The following is a 25,432-nucleotide window of genomic DNA, read 5'->3' as shown; positions in this document are numbered from 1 at the left end:
GCGTCTGCCATTCAGAAATGAATGGCAGACGCTTTTTTTACTCCTACTATCTTATCATTCCTTCCTTTTACTATGTTGAAGTGAATTATAAAAAATAGTACGTATGCTATAATGTTCTATATCTTAATTGGGTATAAACTCAGGAAGGAGCAGGACACGTGAACATCCCATTAAATCAAAAACTCATCAAAGAAATGTGTGGCACTGTCTCCTTCAAACGAGGAGATTATTTTTATCAAACGAATAAAGTGACATTTGAACAATATCGACCTGACCGTTGTCAAGCTACGGTTACAGGTGAGGAAGACTTCCATGTGACAATCGAAGCGGGTGTCAACGATGATATTTTAACGGAATGCAGCTGCCCAAAGCTTGCCTCGTTTACAAAGGATTGTCAGCATATTGCGGCTGTTTTATTGTCCATTTACGAGCACCAGCAGAAAGGAACCATCCCGATGGTTTCCAGTTCAAATAATCAGGATCTTACTAAAGGGTTACTGACACTTTTTACGGATCAGCCTGTCCGCTCAAGTGGTCATCAACTCCATTTTGAAAAAAGAAATGTACTTGATATCGAGTTTACCTGTAAACCCATGGAGGTTGGCAAAGGAAGATACCTATTCGCTATCGAAATGACCGTCGTATCAACTGAGGTGGAAAATATCCGAATGTTTTTGGAGCGGGTAAGTACGGGAAAGACTTACTCACTTTCGAGCTCATTCAAATACGATCCAAATCTCCATTGCTTTCAAAAAGAAACCAATGCCATTCTTGAACAGCTCATCCAAGTACTACGGGATGAAAAGGTTTATGTGGATGTGGTGCCTGACACCAATCAACATCAGATGCTGTTCATTCCATCATCCTCTTGGGAACGGCTGCTTCCGTTGCTCATAAAAATTCCCTATGTGAAGGTGGAATCTGAGGGACATACCTTTCAAGGTCTGCACTTATCAGCCGAATCGCTGCCATTACAGTTTGATTTTACAAAAGCGGAAGGAAACGGTTATCAACTGAAGGTCAAAAACTTGCATCGGATGATTTTCTTAAGTGCCTATCATTCCGTTTTATACGAAGGGAAAGTAAAACAACTAGAAGATCAGGACTATAAACGTCTTTCGGATCTGAAAAAGATGTTGGATGCCTCAGGAACCAATCAAATTCCCATTCCGCAAGAGCAAATCCGCTTTTTTCTGGAAAAAGTGGCGCCAGGGTTAAAAAAATTAGGGCAGGTTACGATTGCAGAAACGATCACGAAGCAATTGATGAACACACCACTCGTGGCCAAACTCTACTTGGATCGTGTCAAAAACCGCTTGCTAGCTGGACTCGAATTTCATTACGAAAATTGGATCATTAATCCATTGGAAAGTAGAGATCTCCCATCTGGCTCTTTAGTAATCCGTGATGTAGAAAAGGAAGATGAAATCCTCCAGCTCTTTGAGGATAGCTCGTTTGCCAAGACAGATGGAGGATATTTTCTTCATAATGAAGAGCTAGAGTATGACTTTCTGACCTATGTCGTCCCAAAGCTCCAAAAGCTCGTCCGAATTTATGCAACGACGGCTGTAAGAAATCGGATTTCCAGAGGGGAATTTCGCCCGCAGGTTAGGGTAAGGATCAAAAAGGAACGAACCAATTGGCTTGAATTTAAATTTGAAATGGATGGCATTCCTGAAGGACAAATACGTGAGGTTTTGTCGGCACTAGAGGAAAAACGGAAATATTATCGTATGCCTAATGGGTCGCTGCTCTCACTTCAGACGAGAGAATTCGATGAAATCCAGCGTTTTCTTTACTCACCACTTGCCAAGAATAAGGATCTCGCCAGTGGTTTGGATTTACCAATTGAGCAGAGTCTTCAACTTCTTGATACGGTTGAGGTTAGTGATGCGTTTAAGTTAGAGGAATCCTTTCGGCAGTTCCTGGATCACCTTCACAATCCAGGCCGGTTGGAGTTCGAGGTGCCAACGAGTTTAGAGCCCATCCTTAAAGATTATCAAAAGCATGGGTTTAAATGGATGAAGACTCTGGCATACTACGGCTTCGGCGGGATACTGGCCGATGATATGGGACTTGGAAAAACGATTCAAAGCATCGCTTTTATTATGTCAGTTCAGTCCGATATCCGTAAAAATAACCAGCCAGCCCTCGTTGTTTGTCCGTCATCCTTGACGTATAACTGGCTAAGTGAAATCAGGAAATTTGCTCCCCAGGTAAAGGCTGCTGTCATTGATGGAACAAAAGCAGAGCGAACCAAGCTTCTGAAGAAAGGGAAGGATGTCGATGTAATGATCATCTCCTACCCTTTACTGCGCCGCGAGATCAGCTGGTTTGAGAAGCAATCCTTTCATACGGTGTTTTTTGATGAAGCGCAAGCCTTTAAAAATCCGTTAACGCAAACAGCCCGTGCAGCAAAGATATTACAGGCCAATCATCGCTTTGCACTTACGGGGACACCCGTAGAAAATTCATTAGAAGAGTTGTGGTCGATTTTTCACGTCGTCTTTCCTGAATTGTTCCTTGGGCTAAAGGAATATAGCAAGCTTTCTAGGAAAAACATTGCACGAAGAATCCGTCCTTTTTTACTGCGCAGGTTGAAGGAGGATGTCCTTGCCGAACTTCCTGGAAAAATGGAATTGATGGAATCTGTTGAACTGTTTCCTGAGCAAAAGAAGCTGTATGCAGCCTATTTGGCAAAACTTAGGCACGACACGTTGAAGCATTTGGACAAGGATACGATTCGAAAGAATCGAATCAAAATCCTAGCGGGTTTGACTCGTTTGCGGCAGATTTGCTGTCATCCAGGCTTGTTTGTCGATGGGTATCAAGGGAATTCAGCGAAATTCGAACAACTCTTGCAGATTGTTGACGAAACAAAGCTTTCTGGAAGAAGGGTGTTAATTTTTTCACAGTTTACGAAAATGCTTGATCTTATTGGCCGAGCGTTGACTGCGAAAGGATTGCCTTATTTTTACCTGGATGGACAGACTCCATCTGAAGAACGAGTTGAAATCTGCGATCGCTTTAATCGCGGTGAACGGGATTTGTTCCTCATTTCCTTGAAAGCAGGAGGAACAGGTCTTAATTTGATGAGTGCGGATACCGTCATTTTATATGACACGTGGTGGAATCCGGCTGTCGAGGAACAAGCAGCCGATCGTGCCCACCGGATGGGCCAGAAAAATATCGTCCAGGTCATCAAGCTGGTTGCCCGAGGGACGATCGAGGAAAAAATGAATGAATTGCAAGATAAAAAGCGACATCTCATCGAAGAAATAATCGATTCTGATGAGAAAGTCATGTCAACTCTTACTGAAGAGGATATCAGGGAGATATTGATGATATAGAAAAAAGGAGCTGCAGCGCAACTCCTTTTTTAATAGCTTTTATGCCCCGATGACATTCAATGATTGACGGAGACCTTCTAAAGCAAATTGCCTGATAAATCTAAAGGCAAATAATGCGATGATCGGTGAAAAGTCAATCGGACCAAGAGGTGGGATAAACCTTCTGAACAAACCTAAATATGGTTCGACAAGCTTGGCAATCCAGATACCAATCTTTGTTGCTTGAAACTTAGGAAACCAGGAACTGAAAATAGATATTAAAATTAACCAATAATAAATCTCAAAAGCATACTGTCCAATCAGTAAAATATTAGAGCCCAATATAGATCTTCCATTCTATAATAATTTTTTAATCGTACAAACCTTACTTATGTATACATATACGATTGAGGTCCAATAAAGTTTCAAAATATTAATAAGGAACTTCCAACCTATTTCTGTTGAAGAGGGTTAAGAACTACTGCGATAAAATCGGCATAGCTGTCGATATGAAAATCTGCTTCAATGTTCCGATTTTGAAAGGCACACGTTTTAATATTTAATTCTCGAGCGGGAATTAAATCTAAGTCACGGTCACCGACGACCAAATCAATATGGTGACTTTTTAGTACATATTCGTAGGAGGAGCTGTGAGGTTTTCTTGTAAAACCTTGTTCCTCAACAGAAACAATCTCTTTAAAGTATTTGTCTAAATGATATTTTTTAAGCAGAAAGATGGTCGATTCCTTATCGCGATGCGTAACAATAATATTGTGATCAACAGAAGATAAGGCTTCATCCAGGTGTTCAAATGGCTTACTTTCCGTTTTTGAATAATAGTTATGTAAGGTTTGATACTCAAGTCTCTGCTTTTCATCTATTCCATAATGTTTAAAGGCCGTTTTGGAATCAATTTTTAGCCACCTTAGCACCTCATCGCGATCAAGGTCTTGCTGGCTTAATTTGATGAATCCAGAGACAAGTGCTGGATAGGTATCAAAAAGAGTGCCGTCGAAATCCCATAGTATGTTAATAAATATCCCTCTTTTCAGAAACATTTTGATTTTACCTTTAAAGAGAGTACCATAAGATTAAATAAAAAAGAAACGATCAGGTCACATGGATGTCTGAAATTTGTTATACTTTTCATGGGAAATGTACATGTTAAAAGATAGAAATGGGGGATAACAATGTCGTTTGATAACTCAAAACTGGGGTTACCATACTTTAGTTTAGAAGCAGCAGCAGTGGACAAGAGTCCGAGTGAAATGGTCATCACAGACCAAACTGGAGAAAACTATTACATAGTCACAAGGGATGTATTTGAGGATGGGTTGCAGCAAAACGGTTATAAGGTTGTTGTAAACGAAGGAGAGTAGTGATACTCTCTTTTTTTCTATAATTTTTTTTAATAAATGCTTCTATTTGGGCTTTATGTTTTTTATTATTGGCGTTAAAGTAGGAAAAGCAGAAATAAAGAGTATAAATTAATACAGGTGTCTGTCATCTGTTCTTTTTACCAATAATGTAAACAAAATAAAGAATGGGAGTAGATAGAATGAGCTATCAGCAAAAAACAAAAGAAACGGATAACAGTGTGATTGAGTTTATTGAAAATGTTGAGAATCCAAAAAAACGTGAGGATGCGTACAAATTAATAGATATATTTACTGAAACAACAGGTTTTGAGGCAAAGATGTGGGGGCCGAGTATTATTGGTTTCGGTTCCTATCATTATAAATATGAATCAGGTCATGAAGGGGATGCCCCTTTAGTTGGCTTTTCACCTCGAAAAGCAAAAATTAGTTTGTATTTTGCACCGGGAGAAACAACAAAGCGTGAGGAATTGCTAAAGGACTTTGGGAAACATACAACTGGAAAAGGGTGTGTATACATCAATAAGGTCGCTGATATTGATATCGATGTATTAAAAGAGCTAATTACCCAATCGGTTCAATTTTTGCAAAAAACCTATCCGAATTCGAAAAGCAGTGAGTAAGTTTGTCTGAAAGAGCGTTCCATTGACCTAAAGGAGAAAAAAGAAGCTCGTGCGGTAAATGAAAGATCGTTTCATTGACCGAAAGGAGAAAAAAGGAGCTCATGCGGTAAATGAAAGATCGTTTCATTGACCGAAGAGAGAAAAAAAGTCCTCATACGGTAAATGAAAAAGCTACTTTTTAAAAACATTTGACGAAGGAGGGGGAATTTCACCATTCTTTTCATCTATTTAAATTCATTTTTTTTCATAAAAAAATTTTTCTTTTTGTTTTACAAGAGTTAATTAATTCTTCATTTGATTAATACAAGGTTCGGTGGACACAATGCTCCCTTAGTATTTAAAAAAATACAGAAGGCTTTCAAAAATAGTTTTAAGCAAAAGCTTCCCACAATTGGAGTGGAAAGCGCTTATTTTTTTTGGGAAGAGGAGCCTTAAAATGGAAACCTGCATGAGAATATCGCTTTACCCAATGAAATTAGCCAATTCCTGTGTAAACTTTTTCTGCTCTTCCCAGAACAAACCATGACCACTGTGTTCAAACCAAACAAGTTTAGAGTTGATAATTCCCTGATGCAAGATTGAAGCCAGCGGTGGCAAACAAATTTGATCATGTTGACCATGAAGAATCAATGTAGGCACCTGAATTCTCTTGATATCTGTAAATAAGGTTTCATCTCTTAAGGAGTTTAGTAAGCCTGCAGTGGAATGCCCTGCTGCTTCAAGTCCTAATTGAAAGAACCAGTCTGAGAAAGGTTTAGTGAGCGCCTGATGGAAGAACATGTTCGTGAAATCAGAGAGCATTTTCGGCCGATCGTTATAAATCTGCCCAAGTAGGACATTGACATCCTTCGCCTCTAATCCAAAAGGAAAGCCTGGCCGCTTTATAAAACTTGGGGCAGCCGCACCAAAAAGGGCTAATTTCGATACCCCAAAGCCCTTATGGCGTTCCATATACCTGATAACAATCGCTCCACCGACAGAATGACCTGCAAGCGTGAAACTCTGTAAACGAAGTGCTTTAACAATTTGGCGAATATCATCAGCAAGTCTATTGTACGAGTACCCTTCCCAAGGTTTATCTGACTTGCCAAATCCTCTTAGATCAATCCCAATACACCGATATCCCATCGCAGGAAGGACATTAAACTGATACTCAAATAATTTATGATTGGCTGGCCAGCCATGGACAAAGAGGATGGTTTTACTACTTTTGCGATTTATATCTTCAACATATATATTAACTTCAGGCGCCACTTTAACGTAATAACCCATTTTTTATCCCTCCTTTGAAAAAGGTATGGAAAAGTCCTTTTATCAATAAGCTATTCATGGATAGCTAGGCTAATACATTCGTGAACATTTGGGTACAAGTTGTAAATTTCTACTTTTTATTTTATTTAATAGTTTAAAATGATAAATGTAGGAGAATGGATCGCACTCTCCTTTATAAAAAAATATATATATGTGAAAATGTGAGCAAACTAACTTTCATACAACATAGAATTTTTTTCTAAAAATAATTATCTGGAGCTGGTTTTTGATATGGAGAAAAAGAAGGTCATCATAATAGGTGGAGGAATCACAGGTTTAGCAACAGCATTCTACTTGCAAAAGGAGATCAAGGAGAGAGCACTGCCGCTTGAAGTCAAGCTATATGAAGCTAGTGACCGTTTTGGCGGTGTGATTCACACGGTGAAGAGGGATGGCTTTATGATTGAAAAAGGTCCCGATTCCATTCTGGCTCGAAAAGCCAGTGCGCTTAAATTAATTAAAGAAGTCGACTTAGAAGACAAAGTGGTCGCGAATACAGCCGGGAAATCTTTTATATACGCTAGAGGAAGGATCCATTCGATGCCTGAGGGAGCATTCATGGGGATCCCAACCCAGGTTACACCATTTGCGCTTTCAGGACTCTTTTCCCCACTAGGAAAACTACGGGCAGCAGGTGATTTTATTTTACCAAAGGGATTGGAAAAGGCAGATCAATCCCTCGGTGAGTTTTTCAGAAGAAGGTTTGGGGATGAAATAGTGGATAACTTAATCGACCCTCTACTGTCAGGGATTTACGCAGGCGATATCGACCGCTTAAGCTTAATGTCATTGTTTCCGATGTTCTATCATATGGAGCAAAAACATCGAAGCCTTGTGCTTGGCTTGAAAAAGACAATGCCAGCCCCACCTAAAACAGCGAAAAAAGAACCTTCCAAAAAAGGAATGTTTATCTCCTTATCAACCGGTCTGGAATCGTTAATTGACGAAGTCGTCAAGCGGATGGATGAGGGGGCTGTTAGCAAAGGAGTCCCTGTTGAAAAAATTGTAAGAAATCAGAACCACTATTCGATTACCTTCGCCAATGGAACGGTTGAACAGGCGGACAGCGTGGTTATTGCGACAGAACATTTCCATGCACAAAAAATGCTTTCTGATTATCCGTTCATGCACACGTTTGATGATATGCCATCCTATTCTGTGGCCAACGTTGCCATGGCATTTCCAAAGTCGGCAATTAAACAGGACATCGAGGGGACGGGCTTTTTAGTGTCGAGAAACAGTGACTTTAGAATAACTGCCTGCACATGGACGCATAAAAAGTGGCCTGGTACGACACCAAAGGATATGGCCTTATTACGCTGTTATGTTGGAAAACCAAATGATCAAGCGGCAGTTGATTTATCAGATGAAGAGATTATTAATATTGCATTACGGGATTTAAATAAGACCATGAACATTACCGATAAACCATTGTTCCATATCATCACAAGATGGAAAAAGGCGATGCCGCAATACAATGTTGGTCATATTGAACGGATGAAGAGTGTGAAGGAATCACTGACTAAGGAATTACCCGGAGTATTTCTAGCTGGAGGTTCCTATGAAGGTGTTGGTATTCCAGACTGTATCGACCAGGGGGAGACGGCAGTTAAAAAGGTACTCGAGTTTTTGAGATAGTCAATAAGATGGAGTAGGGATTCGATATTCCTGCTCTATTTTTTTGACTGGAATCAATAACTTTTAATAGGGAATTTTCCAATAAAATGCCAAAAGAGAGAGGGAGCATACCTCTCTCTTTTTTATTTTTAGAATAACTTCTAATGACTTTTTGTGTAAGCTTTGTTACCAACTTTTTAACTGATTCGAATGTAAAAATGGTATATATGTCAATTTGATTGCGGGTTTTCTGAAAGTAATAACTAATCAATTAATAGGCGCGAAGCCTTGGTATCTATGGTTTTTACTATATCAATATCATAAATGAGAGTAATTCCCACTTAAATATATGTTGTTTAATAGAAGAATTATTATTAAAATAAATAAAGATAGACTGTTTAGTAGATAGAAATTATCATTTTATAAAAAAATTTGAAAGATTGTACTTCTTAGTTGATACCTCTATGTAATCAATTTTTTAATATTATAAAAAAGGGGAAATGCATATGAAGAAGATTAGTTTAGCATGGCAGATTTTCATTGGTCTGACACTTGGTATTATTGTCGGTGCGGTTTTTTACGGAAATCCACATGTGGCAAGCTACCTTCAGCCAATTGGAGATATATTTATTCGCTTAATTAAGATGATTGTTGTCCCAATTGTTATCTCCAGCCTTATTGTTGGTGTTGCTGGCGTTGGTGATATGAAGTCTTTAGGAAAACTGGGCGGGAAAACCCTGCTTTATTTTGAAATCATTACCACGATTGCGATCATTGTTGGACTTCTTGCTGCGAACGTGTTTCAGCCAGGAGATGGCGTTGATAAATCGAAACTTACTAAAACGGACATTAACAGCTATGTAAGTACAGCCGAAAAAACTGAGTCCCATTCTATGATTGACACCGTTGTAAATATTGTTCCGACGAACATCATTCAATCATTAGCTAACGGAGAAATGTTACCGATTATTTTCTTCTCTGTTATGTTTGGACTTGGAGTGGCTGCGATTGGAGAGAAAGGGATACCAATTATTAATTTCTTCCGAGGAACGGCCGATGCGATGTTCTATGTCACAAACCAAATCATGAAGCTCGCACCATTCGGTGTGTTTGCATTAATTGGTGTTACTGTTTCGAAATTTGGAATTACCTCATTAATTCCACTGGGAAAACTGGTCCTGGTTGTATACGGATCCATGTTTTTCTTCATTCTTGTCATCCTTGGATTAGTTGCAAAAATTGCAGGATTCAATATTATCCACCTCATTAAATATTTAAAAGACGAATTAATTTTAGGTTACACGACAGCAAGTTCAGAAACCGTTCTTCCAAAAATTATGGAAAAAATGGAGAAATTAGGCTGTCCTAAATCGATTACATCTTTCGTGATTCCAACAGGATATTCCTTTAATCTAGATGGCTCCACGCTTTACCAAGCGATTGCCGCACTGTTTATTGCGCAAATGTATGGAATTCATATGAGTATTGGACATCAAATTACATTAGTTCTTGTATTGATGTTAACTTCTAAAGGAATTGCCGGGGTACCAGGTGTATCGTTTGTTGTTCTTCTTGCCACTTTGGGAAGCGTAGGTATTCCTGTAGAAGGACTAGCTTTTATTGCCGGAATTGACCGGATTCTTGACATGGCACGTACTTGTGTAAACATTGTCGGAAACTCTTTGGCTGCTATTGTAATTACAAAATGGGAAGGCCATGAGCTTAAAAATTATCAAGAACGTAAGGCAGCGTAAAATAGGGAATACAGGACATCTTCTAAAATGGGAGATGTCCTTTTCATTGGGTTAATGATTCTGAATCTTAAATAAAGTCAGGTAATATTATTGACTTATAAAAGTTTTACATACTAAAATGGATAAAACCGTAAGAAATACTCAATTAATACACTGAGAAAAACTGACTAGAAGCAGGTGGTTAAATGATTATTCGTAATGCTGCAGCGGATGAATTATCATTCATTCGAGAACAAAGAGTAAACTCATATGAAGAACATGCCCAAAACATTCCTGAAGATCATTGGAAGGCTCTTAAACACGCAATCTCGTCCGATGCTGATGCGCAGGAGGATGTGGAACGAATTGTTGCTGAAATTGATGGAAAAATAGTAGGCAGTATTGCCTTGTTTCCTGCAAAAACCGATGCCTACGAAGGATTTGTAGATGAGTTGGAATATCCTGAAATACGAATGCTCGCAGTGACACCGCAAGCTCGAGGCAATGGGGTGGCAAAGGCACTGATTTCAGAATGTATTCGACGAGCGAAAGTGCAAGGCTTTCATTCAATCGGCCTGCATACCGCAGATTTTATGAAAAATGCAATGGGACTATACGGGCGCCTTGGTTTTGAAAGGTTACCGCAATTCGATTTTGAACCTGCGGATGACGGAATCATTGTGAAAGCGTATCGACTTACTTTTGAATAGTACTTTATTGTTTTCAAAAGCTGGTACTAGAAATTATTTTGTAAAACCCACTTGACAGGTAGGGAAAGTCAGAATAAAATGTAAATAATTCAAATAGATTCAGAGAACGATTAATTTAATATTAAGCTGATTGGAAAACCAAAGGCTTATACTCTTATTTAGGGGTATAAGTCTTTTTTTATTCGAAGGGGGACTAATCATGATCTATCCGATTAGTAAGTGCAGTCCACATTGTTGTCAGTCATTTTGTATTTATTCAGGTTTATGTAGATGAATAGAATCAAAGGTTCTTTTTTTAGACCATAAAACCAAGTATTCTTATGTGATATTAGGAGTTTAAGGGAGGATGACAATATGGCAATTGTGGATCAAGCAAAAGCAAACTATATTTTATCGACACTAAAGGGGATGGAGTATGGTTCTATGGTCATAACCGTTCATGACGGTACGATCACTCAAATTGATAAGACAGAGAAAACACGATTTGCACAAAATAAGAAAACATCTAAATAACAATGATGCATTGCAAAAAGTGACCACACTTATTATTGGATTTATTTTTAAAAAAAATATAGCCGATCAGTCTACTGAAGGCTACTTATTTTCTAGACCCATGCGAAAGATGATTGTTGTTCATCGGACTTATCTTAACTCCGAAAACAACCGACCTTTAAGCGATAGTCCTAAAAATAGGTAGCCTTTTTTGTTAAAAAAAAGGAGGAAATCAAAATGAAACTAGCTTACAAATTCACAACCGTACTTATTCTTATCGCACTTATTCTAGCAGGGTGCAGCAGTCAGTCTAGTAATCAAAGCACTGAGAAAAAAGATGAGGGAACCAAACAAGAGGCCGCGAAACCAAAAGAACCTGTCCAATTATTAAATGTTTCATATGACCCAACCCGAGAACTTTATGAAGAGTTTAACGGAGAATTCGCTAAGTATTGGGAAAAGGAAAAAGGTCAGAAGGTAACCATTCAACAGTCACATGGTGGCTCTGGGAAGCAAGGACGTGCTGTCATCGATGGACTTGAGGCAGATGTTGTTACGCTGGCATTGGCCTATGACATTGATGAGATTGCAAACTTAGGCGGCTTACTTTCGAAGGATTGGCAAAAGAACCTGAAGGATAACTCGACCCCGTATACGTCAACGATTGTGTTTCTAGTTAAAAAGGGCAACCCAAAAGGGATTAAGGATTGGGACGATCTAACGAAAAAGGGCACTTCCGTCATTACCCCGAATCCGAAGACTTCAGGCGGAGCCAGATGGAATTACTTAGCGGCATGGGCATACGCAAAAGATAAATTTAATGGGGATGAAACGAAAATTAAGAAGTTTATGAGCCAACTGTATAAAAATGTCGAAGTTTTAGATTCTGGTGCACGCGGAGCAACCACCACTTTCGTTGAACGAGGCATTGGTGATGTTTTAATAGCATGGGAGAATGAAGCATTCTTAACACTTAATGAATTAGGAAAAGACAAGTTTGAGATTATCGTCCCATCCATAAGTATTCTTGCCGAACCGCCAGTTGCCGTGGTCGATAAGAACGTCGAGAAAAAGGGAACTAAAGAGGTAGCTGAGGCCTATTTGAATTATTTATACAGTGATGTAGGACAGGAAATTATCGCTAAGAATTATTATCGCCCGCGTAATCAAGAGATTCTTGACAAGTATGCAGATGTCTTTCCAAAAATTAATTTAGTCACAATTGACAAAGATTTTGGTGGATGGAAAAAAGCACAAGAGACGCACTTTAATGATGGCGGGACGTTTGATCAGATTTACCAGCCATAGTAAGTAGTTCAGTTAGATGGGTGTCCTAAATCGTTACGATTTGGGATGCCCTACATGTATCTTATCCGGAAGGGGTCAACCTCATGGCACGATTAGCAAGTTTAAAAATGAAAAGAAATAGTGTACTGCCGGGATTCGGCCTTTCACTCGGATTTACGATGTTTTATATAAGCATCCTTGTCATTCTGCCATTATCCATGATATTTATTAATTCGATGACCGTCGAGTGGTCGAAAATTTGGGGGACGATTTCTGATCCGAGGGTGGTTGCCTCCTATAAACTGAGTTTTGGTGCCGCCTTTTTCGCCGCTTTTATTAATGTTATTTTTGGCGTACTAATCGCATGGGTGCTGGTACGTTATCAGTTTCTTGGTAGAAGAATCATTGATGGGCTAGTTGATTTGCCGTTTGCCTTACCAACAGCGATTGCCGGGATTGCCTTAACGACTTTGTATACGGAAAATGGCTGGGTTGGGCAGTTTTTAAGTTTTAAAGTGGCATTTACTCCGCTCGGTATTACATTAGCATTAACATTTATCGGGCTGCCCTTTGTGGTGCGCACCGTTCAGCCCGTCCTGCAAAGCTTGGAAAAAGAAATCGAAGAAGCATCAGCTAGTTTAGGTGCAAACCGTTCGCAAACATTTGTTAAAGTTATTTTTCCAGAAATCCTGCCAGCTGCTCTAACGGGGTTCGCGCTTGCCTTTGCCCGGGCGCTTGGGGAATATGGCTCGGTCGTCTTTATTGCAGGGAATATGCCGATGAAGACAGAAATTACTCCGCTGCTAATCATGACCAAGTTAGAACAATATGATTACGCCGGTGCTACGGCGATAGCAGCTGTTATGTTGATTTTTTCCTTCACGATTCTACTTATTATTAACGTATTGCAGTGGTGGACGAATAGGAAATTTATTTAGAGATTACTAGTTTTAGAGGAGGTTTTATCTGTTTCCAAAACAAACCACCTGGCTTCGCAAACAAACTTGGTATTTCCGCAAACAAACATCTGTAACAAAGCGAAATATTTGAAAAATTGGCTGTTTGCATCAGGATTGTTGTTCTTGCTAGTGTAAAATTACACCTTATCAGGTAGCTTATAAAATTTATCAGCGGAAAATGACCTTTTATCAGCGAAACTAAGTCATATATCAGCGAAAATGACCTTTTATCAGCGAAACTAAGTCATATATCAGCGAATCAAATTTTAGCAAACAAAAAAGGATCGATTTTTTGACCCAGAAGGAGGTACCCATGGCAGGAAATGTTCCAATCCAATATTCCAGTACACCGCTTCAAACTACAACCCGCAATTCAGAACCGCGACTCGTACGCTGGTTGCTAATCACACTTGCATTAGCATTTTTAGGTTTGTTTTTGGTATTACCGTTGGTTGCCATTTTTATAAAAGCCTTTGATAAGGGTATAGCCGTTTTCCTAGAGGCCGTTAGCAATCCAGATGCGTTATCTGCAATCAAGTTAACGTTGATCATTACCTTGATTACCGTGCCACTTAACGCCATCTTTGGTGTGGCAGCCGCCTGGGCCGTAACCAAGTTCAATTTTAAGGGAAAAAGTCTTTTGATTACGATTATTGATCTGCCATTTGCCATCTCACCAGTCATCGCCGGATTGGTGTTTGTTCTATTATTTAGTGCGCATGGCTTATTTGGACAATGGTTAATCGACCATAATATCAAAATTATTTTCGCAGTACCCGGAATCGCAGTGGCCACACTTTTAGTGACGCTGCCCTTTGTCGCCCGGGAACTCATTCCATTAATGCAAACGCAGGGAACGGCCGATGAGGAAGCATCCTTGACACTGGGGGCGAGCGGCTGGAAGACATTCCTTTTGGTAACTCTGCCGAATATTAAATGGGGATTATTATATGGGATTATTCTCTGTAGTGCCCGAGCAATTGGGGAGTTTGGAGCTGTTTCAGTCGTTTCAGGACATATCCGAGGAATGACAAATACGATGCCGCTCCATATTGAAATTTTATACAATGAATATCAATTTTCCGCGGCATTTGCGGTTGCTTCCTTAATGTCATTTTTCGCCATCATCACCTTGGTTGTAAAAAATGTCATTGAATGGAAAGCAAAAAAATCATTTGAACCTGGAGAAGGAGTTCACTAAGATGAGCATTCAAATTCAAAATATCTCAAAATCATTTGGAAACTTTCAAGCCCTTGATCAAATTAATCTTGATATTCAAACAGGGGAGCTCGTCGCTCTTCTTGGTCCGTCTGGTTCTGGGAAAACATCACTGCTAAGAATCATCGCAGGCTTAGAAGGTGCGAATCAGGGAGCCATTTTGTTCGGGGAAGAAGACATGACCCATATCAGTACAAAGGAACGGAAAGTAGGATTTGTCTTCCAGCATTATGCCTTGTTTCGTCATATGACTGTTTTTGAAAATGTGGCCTATGGATTAAAAGTCCGGCCAAGGAAAACGCGTCCTTCCAAAACCGAAATAAAAGAAAAGGTTATGGAATTACTAAAGCTAGTAAAATTAGAAGCCTTTGCCGAACGGTATCCTTCCCATTTGTCAGGCGGCCAGCGTCAGCGGGTTGCACTAGCCAGGGCATTAGCGGTTGAGCCTAAGGTTCTCCTGTTAGATGAACCATTTGGTGCATTAGATGCCAAGGTCCGGAAAGATCTTCGCAGATGGCTAAGAAAGCTCCATGATGATTACCAGATTACGAGCATTTTTGTGACGCACGACCAAGAGGAAGCGCTGGATGTTGCCGACCGAGTTGTCGTGATGAATGAAGGGAAGATTGAGCAAATCGGTACGCCAGAGGAAGTATATGAAAATCCAAATAGTCCTTTTGTTTATCACTTTTTAGGAAATGTTAATTTATTTAAAGGGCGCCTCCATAAAGGGAAATTACGACACGGTAATTTCGAAGTCGATGCACCCGAATTCTCCGCAACAGAGAATACCGAGGCAGTCGGTTACGTTCGACCGCATGATATAAGTATCGAAAGAGAGGCTAGCCTGGATTCAGTTACTGCAAAAATTAATTATATTCATTTAGTCGGAGCGACCGTCCAACTTGAACTGATTCGAAAAGATAATGGCGAGTACCTAGAAGTGGAATTAAGAAAAGAGCAATTTCGAAGCCTTGATCTAAAAACAGGTGAAGAAGTGTATGTAAAACCAAAACAATTAAAGGTTTTTATTCCTGCGGATTATTCCATTTAAAAAAGAAAACCAAAGGCCTATACTCATTTACGAGTATAGGCCTTTGTTCGTTCAGATCATCTAAAAAATTTTAATTCCAGTCCGTATGAAAGACTCCTTCCATATCAGTTCGCTCATACGTATGGGCACCGAAATAATCACGTTGTGCCTGTAAAAGGCTGGCATTTGAACGGCCGTTTCGGTAACTATCGAAATAAGAAAGGGAAGTACTTAAACATGGAAAGGCGATACCAGAATTTATACCCTCGCATACCATTTTCCTCAGTCCTGATTGATACTCTTTTGTTTTTTCAGCGAAAAATGGTGCGATTAATAAATTCTTCAGATTTACCTGATTCTGATAAGCTTCACTGATTACGTTTAAAAACTCGGCCCGAATAATACAGCCGCCCCGGAATATAAGTGCAATCTCTTCTAATGGTAAATTCCAGTCATATAGATCAGAAGCCATTTTATATTGTGTAAAACCTTGGGCATAGGCGCAAACTTTCCCCATATATAATGCTTGTCTAACGTACTCAATCCATAAACTCTTATCTAAAGCCTGCTGGTCCACTCCGGGTCCTGCTAATATACCTTCTGCGATGCCCCGTTCCTCTTTTAATGAAGATACATACCGGGCGAACAATGACTCGGTAATGATTGAAAGGGGGATGCCGTTATCTATCGCTTGCATGCTTGTCCATTTACCTGTTCCTTTTTGCCCTACTTTATCAAGGATGACATCAATCAATGGTAAGCCGGTTTTTTCATCTTTTTTCATTAAAATTTCCGCCGTGATTTCGATTAGGTAACTTTTCAGTTCACCCTGATTCCAAGTTCCAAAGATATCAGCAATTTCATTCACAGATAACTGTAACCTATCCCTTAAAAAGGTATAGGCTTCGGCGATCAATTGCATATCTGCATACTCAATTCCGTTATGGACCATTTTCACATAATGTCCTGCACCTTTTGGACCAATATATGTGCAACATGGAGTCCCGTCGACTTGGGCTGCTATTTTTGTAAGAATGGGAGCAACTTTTGCATAAGCTTCTTTATCTCCGCCGGGCATGATGGACGGGCCATTTAATGCGCCTACTTCACCTCCGGAAATACCAATCCCTAAATAATCGATACCTTTAATTTTCAAATCATCATATCTTTGGGCAGTATCTTCGTAATGGGAGTTGCCGCCGTCCATGATCATATCACCTTGCTCAAGAAAAGGAACTAACGAAGAAATCACAGAATCTATCGCTGCACCAGCTGTGACCATAAGAAAGATCTTTCTTGGGGTTTCTAAGGACTGAACAAAACTTTGCACGTCATAGTACGGATCGATCGATTGATTTTCAATTCTATGTAAAAGTTTATCTGTTAAATCTCTGGTGTAATTATAGACCGCTACTTTTTCCCCTTTGTTCGCCATGTTTAAGGCGATGTTGCTGCCCATTACACCTAAACCAATAACTCCAATTGTATTGTTCATTAACTTCCTTCTCCTTTTTTATAGGCTTTGTTAAACTTGGCTGTTGATTTCCACTCCAGGCGCTTCGCTCCAATCAACTTGGGCCATAAAATCAACAATGACCTTAATACAGACTTTTTATAAAAATAAAAGGCAGTAAATCCGCCGCTTTAATACTTAGTGGATTCTAAGTATAAGAGGGGGGATCCTGCCCTTTAGATAACTAAGCAGCAGCAGATGAATAAAGTTTCTGCTGCTGGTCACGATTATTAAACGAATAAACTTAGTAATAGAATAAATGCTAATCCGCATACGGAAATAATTGTCTCAAGTAGTGTCCATGTTGCGAATGTTTCTTTCATGCTTAAACCAAAATATTCTTTGAACATCCAGAAACCTGCATCATTAACGTGTGATGCAATTAAGCTGCCTGCTCCTGTTGCAAGAACAACTAGTGCAAGGTTAACGTCTGATTGACCCAACATTGGGATAACTAAACCAGCAGTAGTTAATGCGGCAACCGTTGCAGACCCTAAGGCAATCCGTAAAATGGCAGCGATAATCCATGCAAGTAAAATCGGTGATAGGGAAGTTCCTTTGAATAACTCGGCTACATAGTCACCTACACCGCCATTAATTAAAACTTGTTTGAAGGCACCGCCGCCTCCAATGATTAAGAGCATCATACCAATGTGTAAAATCGCTGTTGAACAAGAATCCATTACTTCTTTGATCGGAATTTTTCTTGCCAATCCCATGGTATAGATGGCAACTAATAAAGAGATCAACATAGCAGTAGAGGCACCGCCAATAAAACGGATAATTGCGAGTAAAGTATTATCTTCAAAGCCCATTGTTTTTTGAAGCAAAGTAATAATTGTAGCGATTGACATTAAAATAACAGGAAGCATTGCGGTAAATACGCTGATACCAAAACTAGGTGTGTCTTCAAGTTTAAATGTTTTTTGTTCGCCTAGAGAGGCAATGTTACCAGTTTTTGTGAATGAAGCAGGCACCAATTTTTTAGCAAGCTTTGTAAAAAGAGGTCCAGCGATAATGGCAGTTGGAATAGAAATAATAATTCCATAGAGTAATACCTCACCAAGATTGGCACCATATTCCCCAGCGATGACAGTTGGTCCCGGGTGTGGTGGCAAGAAGCCGTGTGTTACGGATAATGCTGTTGCCATCGGAATCCCAAGATATAAAATGGAAACTTTTAATTGTCTTGAAATGGCAAATACGATTGGAATTAATAACACGAGTCCTACTTCAAAGAATAAAGCAATACCAATGATGAATGAGGATACGACAACAGCCCACTGAATATTTTTTTCTCCAAATTTGTTGACAAGGGTCATCGCAATTCGTTGTGCGCCCCCAGAATCTGCAATTAACCTACCTAGCATCGCTCCGAGTCCGAAGATTAATGCTAAATGACCAAGTGTTCCACCTAATCCAGCTTCAATGGTTGTGACGACATCATCTAGTTTCATTCCAAGTGCTAAAGCTACACCGAACGAGACAATGATGAGTGAGACAAAAGTGTTTAATTTTAAGCCCATGATTAAAATAAGTAATGCGATAATTCCAATGGCTACAATGACCAACGGCATAATAATTCCTCCAAAAAATTCGTGATATTTTTTTAAAATAAGTGCAAGTAAGCAGCCAAGCGGCTTGTGGCAGCCGCTAAATGGAGACTTACGTTTTTCTAATAATACTTCGTTGATAGTTGGCAATTCGTGTATAGTCTTCTTCTAATACTCTCGATAAATTAATAAAGATCGGCAATAATTGTCTATACTCTCTTGCAGCCTCTTCTTTAGGTGTATGTTTATAGGTACTGCCAATCATTTCAGAAACGACTTCAAAGGATTCGATTTTCCCAGTAGCATATAGACCTAAGATACAAGCACCGAGACAAGAACTTTCGTAGCTTTCTGGAACGACTACATCCAGGTCAAAAATATCAGACATCATTTGACGCCAAACTTCTGACCTTGCGAAGCCACCAGTTGCCTGGATTCGAGTCACTGGTCCTTCCATACATTCAACTAATGCTAAAAATACGGTGTATAAATTGTAAATAACACCTTCGAGCGCAGATCGAATCATATGTTCCTTCTTATGTGCCATCGTTAAGCCGAAAAAGGATCCACGCACGTCTGGATTCCATAAGGGAGCACGTTCACCAGCAAGATATGGATGGAATAACAATCCATCGGACCCCGGTTTTACACCTTCTGCAATTTTGGTTAATACTTCATATGGATCAATTCCTAGTCTTTTCGCGGTTTCTACCTCTGAAGCTGCAAACTCATCCTTAATCCAGCGAAAGACCATCCCGCCATTGTTTACAGGTCCGCCAATGACCCAATGTTTTTCCGTTAATGCGTAGCAAAAGATTCTTCCTTTTTCATCGGTTTGCGGCTGGTCAATGATGGTACGAATTGCCCCGCTTGTCCCAATGGTTACGGCAATCTCACCTTTTCGAATCGCATTTACACCAAGATTGGAAAGCACGCCATCACTTGCACCAATTACAAAAGGAGTTAGAGGATCAATGCCCATTTGTTTTGCTAATCCTGGATTACAGTTAGTAAAAATCTCGGTGGTTGGCACGAGCTTAGATAATTGCTCACGTGATATACCAGCGATTTCTATTGCTTCCTTATCCCAATCTAATTCTTTGAGATTCATCATGCACATGGCAGATGCAAGAGAATAATCGACAACATACTGGTCAAAGAACTTTTTAAATATATATTCCTTTATTCCAATATATTTTTTTGCTTTTTCGGCTATCTCTGGGCGTTCATTCACAATCCAAGTAATTTTGCTTAATGGTGACATCGGGTGAATAGGTGTTCCTGTTCGTCTGTATACTTCATGCCCGTTTAATTCATTTTTTATTTTATGTGCCCAGGCTTCACTGCGGTTATCTGCCCAAGTAATACAAGGTGTCAGCGGTTGGTCATTTTCATCCATGGCAATGAGGCTATGCATCGCACTGCTAAATGAGATGAATGAAATCTCTTTTTGAGGATGTTGTTTCATAATCCTCGAAATGGCTTGTACCACAGCCATAAAGATCTCTTCTGGGTCTTGTTCGGCTGTCGAAATATCAGGAGTATAGAGTGGGTAACCGATATTTTCTTGTTGGATGACTTCGCCTTTTTCGCTAAATAAAACAGCTTTTGTGCTTGTTGTACCGATGTCTAACCCTAACATATAGCTTGTCATTATTCTTGCACAACTCCTTTATTAAGCATTAGTTGAGACCTCCAAAGGTCTTCTACTTTTCCTTGAACATCATCAAAGTTTTGATGCAATGATAGAATCATCAGGTCTCTATTTTTCGCATTGATCGCATCAATATAAAGTTGATGATTATCCACAATGCGTGGAAAGTCATCGTATTTTTCCTCGAAGCGGGACCTCATCGCTAAAAGGATTAAAGATTCCATTACAGGTTTTGCATTATTCCAGATCATCGTGATGTAGGAATGATTAATCGCTCGAATAATTGTTTCATGGAATAAAACATCTTGATATGAAAACTCATCGGCATCATGATATTTGATGGCAATTTTCATCATCTCAAGTATTTTACTCAGTTCCTTAACTAACTCTTTAGTGTCTAATTTTACAAGCCGTTCATATACAAATGTTTCTATCATTAATCGGACATCATAAATTTCTACTATTTCTTTAATTGTGAAACCAATTACAACGGCACCCATTCTTTCTAAACGGATCAAATTTTCTGACGAAAGAGTTTTTAATGCTTCCCGAATAGGGGAACGGCTCACTTCAAAGTCGGCAGCTAATTTATTTTCTGAAAGGGTGGTACCGCTTTCAATAAGGCCAGAAATTATTTGCATTCTAAGTTCACAGGTAACACGTTCACCAGCAGAAGCTTTTAAAAGCCATTTTGCGGGATATAAGAATTCCTTTGATTCTGTCATTGATTCACCCTCTTGTTATACGAGTATACTTGTATACAAGTATTATAGGATACATATTAAAAAATGCAAGCGCTTTTTTTAATTTAGTCATGACAACGCAGGAAGGTGTATTCATTATTCTTAGCGAATTTAATAAAAATAATCTAAAAAAGGCCCATTATATATAGGACACTTGAAGAAGAGGCAATATTACTGATGTATAAATGAATACATATGTTGAAAATATTGGCAGTTTTTTTAGGAGGAAATTAAGATGAGTATTTTTCTTAAACAAGTTTTTGTTGGTTTACCGAAAACGGTTGGAAATAAAGAGGCAAAGAATCCTATGGATCGAGAATGGACAAGCGCCATTTTTAAAGAGTCGATTGAAGGACCTGTCTGGGTCGGAAAAACGGGTTTAGCTGGTGATGGACAATGGGATTTGGAACATCATGGCGGGCCGGAAAAAGCTGTATTTGCTTATGGATTTGAAAATTACACCCATTGGCAAAAGGAACTAGGGATATCTGAGATCACATCCGGTGCAATGGGGGAGAACCTCGTCATGGAACAAATAAATGAGGAGGAGATTTCTATTGGTGATACTTTCCAGATTGGCGGGGCAGTCGTACAGGTATCGCAGCCAAGGCAGCCATGCTGGAAACCAGCCCGCCGTTTTAAAGTTAAAAACTTGGCGCTGTTATTACAAAATACGGGCAGAACCGGCTGGTACTTTCGAGTGTTAACAGAGGGTTTTGTTGAAGAGGGGCAGACGTTTACTTTGGTTGACCGACCATATCCACAATGGACCATTCAAAAGTGCAATCAAATTATCCATGCTAAGAAACAAAAAATGGAGGAAATGCGTGAACTTTCCCAATGTGAATTGCTTGCACCAGGGATGAGAACCACGCTAGAGAAACGAATAGAAATGAGGGAAACACCGGATATCAGAAATAGGGTGTTTGGACCAAATGAATAATTGCTAATTATCCTTCCTTTCAAAAAAGCTGTAATATATAATTTTACAGCTTTTTTATATGTGATCTTTAGAGAGGACCCTAGACAATCTTTTATCAACAATCCCCGTAAGCATGGTCAGCAATAAAGCTAAACCTACATAGTACGGCTGGTCCCACCATACCAAACTATGAAGGATTCCAAATTCGATCAGAACTTGGTTCACCGCATACATAAGTAATCCTGCTAAGATATATTTGCTCCACTTCATTTTCCAGTTAAGTTTACTCATTAGACAATAAAACAGACTATCACATAAATAGAAAATAGCTGCTAAAGCAATCGAATCCCGTCCAGAATCTTCAAACCACCCAGGGGTGTATATTCGATTCGAGAAAAAGATGATCGGAAGTATATGGGCACTGCAAGATATGGTGCCAATAATTAAATAAAGCATCCAATTATGCTTGAACCCTTTGGAGGGTCGTAAAATCCATTTATAATAAATCTTAGCTGTAGCAAAATAAAAAGGGAGCCCCAGTCCCGTATACGCTAACCTCCACCAATTATGAGAATAGATATGGAGCTTTAAAAATAACCATTCAATCCCGACAAATAATCCAGAAAATAAAACCATCCAAATCCAACCTAAATGAAACGTTGCTATTAAGGTGGCAACGATGGGTAAAGAAAAGGCATTTGAGACAAATGCCCCCAAATTGTTGTCATAGAAAGTATTATGCTGGATAAAATTAGGGTTGTATTTATAGCATCCTAAGAAATTAAAGATGATGGTCTCAATAATAAATCCCATACCAATCATGGTTAATAATAGGAATAGAGTTTGCGTATTTCTTTTTTTGAATAGTATAAAACAAAATAAACTAGTGCTGAAAACCAGTAAAGCATAATACCAATATGAATTATGCATATTATTCACTCCGATAATAGCTGGATTTAGATAGTTTGTTCCTAATAATGAAAATTATGCAATTCCTACCATTACGTAAAAAACCACTATGGAGAGGGTCCCCTAGCGGTTTAATGGAAGGTATCCAGGAATTTTTAGGTGGACACAAGATTTAAACAGGTGCTATTCGATAAAGAATGGGAACCTTTTAAGATCTGCAAAAAGAATTACCTTGATGTCTCCTCAAAAGTTACCTTAAGGACCTTTTCGGTCTCCTTATTAAATTCTATATTGATATAAACACCGAATTCCCTATTGTTTTCTTTTAACCAAAGCTTGAACCTTTCGGTGGAGGTTTGTGGTTCACTCGTTCTTCCAACGTGTAGATAATCAATTATTTTTGCATGCGGATACTTTTCATGTGTTTTTTGTAGGGCTAATGTACCCCACTTAGCATAGGGGGGAATCGGTTTATGTTGTGCATTTGCTGTATGAATTGAGGTCAGTGGATATACACTTTCTGAGATAAAAAGTAAGCTTATATATAAACTAATCAGGATCTTTTTCACGTAATTACCCTCTTTGTTTTTGCTTATAGCATTTCATTTCGAGCAAAAACTTATGTAGGTTTTTGTAAATCATTGTGTTTGTTAACTATCAACACAAAAAATGATGCTATTCAAACCTCAGAGGAGTTATGAATGAAGGTAAGTGAAAAAAAACAAAATGGATTAAAGAGAGGGGATTATTTTGAAAATTAAATTACTGGATGCATCTGATGCAGAGAGATATTGGAAGTTAAGACTAGAAGCACTAAAACAAAATCCTGAAGCATTTTTAACAAGTTATGAGGATGCCATAAAAAGAGAAAATCCCATTGACCAAGTTGCCCATAACTTTACCACAGAAGGAAACTTTACGTTTGGTGCATTTGATGATGAAGAACTAATCGGAGTAGTCACCTTACTTCAAGAAAGTGCCGAGAAAATACGGCATCGAGCAAATATTTTTGCGATGTATGTCACGCCCAAGAAACAAGGACTAGGCGTAGGTAAGGCATTAATGGTAGAGGCGATCAATAAAGCTAAAACGATGGAAGAGATTGAAAAAATTAATTTATCCGTGATGGCAAGCAATGAAAGGGCGAAAAATCTTTATACCCAATTAGGTTTTAAAGTGTATGGATTTGAAGAAAATGCCCTTAAAGTGAACGGAATTCATTATAATGATGAACATATGGTTCTGCATTTGAAATCAGGGAAGAGAGATTCGAGCCTTAAAGGTGAAAATATCTATATTAGACCATTTTCCACAGAAGATGCACAAGCACTCCTTACATTGCAAACTGTAAACCGTAGTTTTTTCGAACAGTTTTCGATGGAACGAAATGACGATTTTTATACGGTCGAATCTCAATTGAACCGGATAAATATATATGAAGAAGATAGTAAAAATGATCAGACCTATACGTTTGGAATTTTTAAAAATGATGGTATCTTAATTGGTACTATTAATCTATTTCAAGTACTAAGAGGCTCGCTTCAAAGTGCGTTCATCGGTTATTTTTTAGATGAAAAGCACAATGGGAAGGGCTTCACAACTGAAGCGGCTAAACTACTGGTGAAATATGCATTCAATAAATTGAAATTACACCGTATAGAAGCCGGAGTCATGCCTCATAATATTGGTTCCATTCGAGTGTTAGAAAAGTCCGGATTTCATAAAGAAGGAATCGCTTTGAAAAATGTAAGGATCAACGGAAAATGGGAAGACCATCAAGTTTTGGCGATTATTAATCCGAATGACTAATATTATTTCCGTGAAAAGGAAGGTCCCAAAAATGAATATAGTTGAAAAAGCGCTGCAGATAGCGAGTAAAAGTCATCGAAACCAATGCAGAAAGAATACCGACATCCCTTATATCACGCACCCGGTTACCGTCGGGATGATGTTAATGAAAGCAGGGTACGATGATGACATCATCGCAGCGGGAATATTGCATGATACGGTTGAAGATACAGAACTTACTTTAAAAGATATTGAGCGGGAATTTGGACCAAGAATTGCTAGGATTGTGGAAGGATGTTCTGAACCCAATAAATCCCTCCCCTGGAAGGAACGGAAGGAACATACAATTGAGTTTTTAAAGACAGCATCAGAGGAAATTCGTGTTGTTGCCTGTGCCGATAAATTACATAACATTCGCTCCATAATAAAGGATTATGAGCAGCAGGGGGATGCTGTGTGGAACATATTTAACGCCGGCAAGGAACAGCAAGCGTGGTACTACACAAATATTGTTGACAGTCTCCGTCACCAGTCATCGTTCCCATTACTAAAGGAATTAGAAGTTGAAGTAAATCTACTTTTTAAAAAATAATGTCGATAAGACTCGAATCGGAAGGAGAGGACCTTGGTAAAGGAACTCTTTTTTTCGATTATGTTATAA

General features: G+C 39.0%; 23 protein-coding genes and 1 pseudogene. 15 read left to right on the top strand and 9 right to left on the bottom strand.

Going from position 1 to position 25,432, the window contains the following annotated elements:
- The first annotated feature begins 158 nt into the window (after positions 1-158).
- On the top strand, positions 159-3,350 hold the full coding sequence (locus tag COE25_RS01670; protein ID WP_098930446.1) for a DEAD/DEAH box helicase: 3,192 nt from the start codon (positions 159-161) through the stop codon (positions 3,348-3,350).
- A gap of 39 nt (positions 3,351-3,389) precedes the next feature.
- On the opposite strand, the gene COE25_RS01665 is transcribed toward COE25_RS01670, so the two are convergent.
- The gene (locus tag COE25_RS01665) at positions 3,390-3,671 is read right to left on the bottom strand and encodes a YggT family protein (RefSeq protein ID WP_098930444.1); all 282 of its coding nucleotides are present in this window, start codon (positions 3,669-3,671) and stop codon (positions 3,390-3,392) included.
- 110 nt (positions 3,672-3,781) lie between these two features.
- A complete protein-coding gene (locus tag COE25_RS01660) occupies positions 3,782-4,387 on the bottom strand; it encodes an HAD hydrolase-like protein (RefSeq protein WP_256942261.1) in 606 nt (201 codons plus the stop codon).
- 132 nt (positions 4,388-4,519) lie between these two features.
- On the opposite strand from COE25_RS01660, the gene COE25_RS01655 reads away from it, so the two are divergent.
- Both COE25_RS01655 and COE25_RS01650 read left to right on the top strand, forming a co-directional pair.
- Positions 4,520-4,708 carry a hypothetical protein gene (locus tag COE25_RS01655; protein ID WP_088085597.1) on the top strand — a complete coding sequence of 63 codons (189 nt, stop codon included), beginning with the start codon at positions 4,520-4,522 and terminating at the stop codon, positions 4,706-4,708.
- Between the two features lie 179 nt (positions 4,709-4,887).
- Positions 4,888-5,328: a DUF1801 domain-containing protein gene (locus COE25_RS01650; RefSeq protein WP_098930442.1), complete on the top strand. Its 441-nt coding sequence runs from the start codon at positions 4,888-4,890 to the stop codon at positions 5,326-5,328.
- Positions 5,329-5,790: 462 nt separating this feature from the next.
- Here the strand turns inward: COE25_RS01650 and COE25_RS01645 are convergent, their stop codons facing one another.
- A complete protein-coding gene (locus COE25_RS01645; protein WP_098930440.1) occupies positions 5,791-6,600 on the bottom strand; it encodes an alpha/beta fold hydrolase in 810 nt (269 codons plus the stop codon).
- Between the two features lie 270 nt (positions 6,601-6,870).
- Here COE25_RS01645 and hemY point away from each other — a divergent pair, with 270 nt between their 5' ends.
- The 8 genes from hemY to COE25_RS01605 all read left to right on the top strand — a co-directional run bounded on the left by hemY (position 6,871) and on the right by COE25_RS01605 (position 15,710).
- Positions 6,871-8,277: a protoporphyrinogen oxidase gene (hemY, locus tag COE25_RS01640; protein ID WP_098930438.1), complete on the top strand. Its 1,407-nt coding sequence runs from the start codon at positions 6,871-6,873 to the stop codon at positions 8,275-8,277.
- Positions 8,278-8,762: 485 nt separating this feature from the next.
- A complete protein-coding gene (locus COE25_RS01635; RefSeq protein WP_088085601.1) occupies positions 8,763-10,010 on the top strand; it encodes a cation:dicarboxylate symporter family transporter in 1,248 nt (415 codons plus the stop codon).
- Positions 10,011-10,195: 185 nt separating this feature from the next.
- Positions 10,196-10,699: a GNAT family N-acetyltransferase gene (locus tag COE25_RS01630; protein WP_098930436.1), complete on the top strand. Its 504-nt coding sequence runs from the start codon at positions 10,196-10,198 to the stop codon at positions 10,697-10,699.
- A 354-nt stretch (positions 10,700-11,053) separates the two neighbouring features.
- On the top strand, positions 11,054-11,212 hold the full coding sequence (locus tag COE25_RS01625; protein ID WP_098930434.1) for a YezD family protein: 159 nt from the start codon (positions 11,054-11,056) through the stop codon (positions 11,210-11,212).
- 216 nt (positions 11,213-11,428) lie between these two features.
- On the top strand, positions 11,429-12,499 hold the full coding sequence (locus tag COE25_RS01620) for a sulfate ABC transporter substrate-binding protein (RefSeq protein ID WP_088085604.1): 1,071 nt from the start codon (positions 11,429-11,431) through the stop codon (positions 12,497-12,499).
- 83 nt (positions 12,500-12,582) lie between these two features.
- Positions 12,583-13,416 (top strand): sulfate ABC transporter permease subunit CysT, encoded by an 834-nt coding sequence (gene cysT / locus COE25_RS01615; protein ID WP_098930432.1) that lies wholly within the window; start codon positions 12,583-12,585, stop codon positions 13,414-13,416.
- A 334-nt stretch (positions 13,417-13,750) separates the two neighbouring features.
- Positions 13,751-14,638, top strand: coding sequence for a sulfate ABC transporter permease subunit CysW (gene cysW, locus COE25_RS01610; protein ID WP_088085606.1), 888 nt, complete (start codon positions 13,751-13,753; stop codon positions 14,636-14,638).
- 1 nt (position 14,639) lies between these two features.
- Complete coding sequence (locus tag COE25_RS01605) at positions 14,640-15,710, top strand: sulfate/molybdate ABC transporter ATP-binding protein (RefSeq protein ID WP_088085607.1); 1,071 nt, start codon at positions 14,640-14,642, stop codon at positions 15,708-15,710.
- Between the two features lie 70 nt (positions 15,711-15,780).
- Here the strand turns inward: COE25_RS01605 and gnd are convergent, their stop codons facing one another.
- The 4 genes from gnd to COE25_RS01585 form a co-directional block, all read right to left on the bottom strand.
- The gene (gene gnd, locus COE25_RS01600) at positions 15,781-17,184 is read right to left on the bottom strand and encodes a decarboxylating NADP(+)-dependent phosphogluconate dehydrogenase (protein WP_098930430.1); all 1,404 of its coding nucleotides are present in this window, start codon (positions 17,182-17,184) and stop codon (positions 15,781-15,783) included.
- 248 nt (positions 17,185-17,432) lie between these two features.
- Positions 17,433-18,779: a GntP family permease gene (locus COE25_RS01595; RefSeq protein WP_088090309.1), complete on the bottom strand. Its 1,347-nt coding sequence runs from the start codon at positions 18,777-18,779 to the stop codon at positions 17,433-17,435.
- Between the two features lie 88 nt (positions 18,780-18,867).
- Positions 18,868-20,409, bottom strand: coding sequence for a gluconokinase (gntK, locus tag COE25_RS01590; protein ID WP_088085609.1), 1,542 nt, complete (start codon positions 20,407-20,409; stop codon positions 18,868-18,870).
- Positions 20,409-21,134: a GntR family transcriptional regulator gene (locus COE25_RS01585; RefSeq protein WP_098930428.1), complete on the bottom strand. Its 726-nt coding sequence runs from the start codon at positions 21,132-21,134 to the stop codon at positions 20,409-20,411. The genes gntK and COE25_RS01585 overlap by 1 nt, the downstream gene beginning before the upstream one ends.
- Positions 21,135-21,387: 253 nt before the next feature.
- Here COE25_RS01585 and COE25_RS01580 point away from each other — a divergent pair, with 253 nt between their 5' ends.
- Positions 21,388-22,095, top strand: a complete 708-nt coding sequence (locus COE25_RS01580; RefSeq protein ID WP_098930426.1) for an MOSC domain-containing protein — start codon at positions 21,388-21,390, stop codon at positions 22,093-22,095.
- Between the two features lie 54 nt (positions 22,096-22,149).
- Here the strand turns inward: COE25_RS01580 and COE25_RS01575 are convergent, their stop codons facing one another.
- The gene (locus COE25_RS01575) at positions 22,150-23,004 is read right to left on the bottom strand and encodes a hypothetical protein (RefSeq protein ID WP_098930424.1); all 855 of its coding nucleotides are present in this window, start codon (positions 23,002-23,004) and stop codon (positions 22,150-22,152) included.
- Between the two features lie 206 nt (positions 23,005-23,210).
- Complete coding sequence (locus tag COE25_RS01570) at positions 23,211-23,552, bottom strand: DUF3889 domain-containing protein (RefSeq protein ID WP_098930422.1); 342 nt, start codon at positions 23,550-23,552, stop codon at positions 23,211-23,213.
- Positions 23,553-23,733: 181 nt separating this feature from the next.
- On the opposite strand from COE25_RS01570, the pseudogene COE25_RS30470 reads away from it, so the two are divergent.
- The 3 genes and pseudogenes from COE25_RS30470 to COE25_RS01560 all read left to right on the top strand — a co-directional run.
- Positions 23,734-24,210 (top strand): annotated as a pseudogene (locus COE25_RS30470) (GNAT family N-acetyltransferase); the annotation flags it as partial.
- A gap of 9 nt (positions 24,211-24,219) precedes the next feature.
- The gene (locus tag COE25_RS01565; RefSeq protein WP_098930579.1) at positions 24,220-24,792 is read left to right on the top strand and encodes a GNAT family N-acetyltransferase; all 573 of its coding nucleotides are present in this window, start codon (positions 24,220-24,222) and stop codon (positions 24,790-24,792) included.
- Between the two features lie 31 nt (positions 24,793-24,823).
- Positions 24,824-25,363: an HD domain-containing protein gene (locus COE25_RS01560; RefSeq protein ID WP_098930420.1), complete on the top strand. Its 540-nt coding sequence runs from the start codon at positions 24,824-24,826 to the stop codon at positions 25,361-25,363.
- Positions 25,364-25,432: the final 69 nt, after the last annotated feature.

Origin of the sequence: Bacillus sp. AFS031507, assembly GCF_002584635.1 — a bacterium.
In the GTDB taxonomy this organism is placed as follows: domain Bacteria; phylum Bacillota; class Bacilli; order Bacillales; family Cytobacillaceae; genus Neobacillus.
This window is presented reverse-complemented; position numbering and strand designations above follow the sequence as displayed.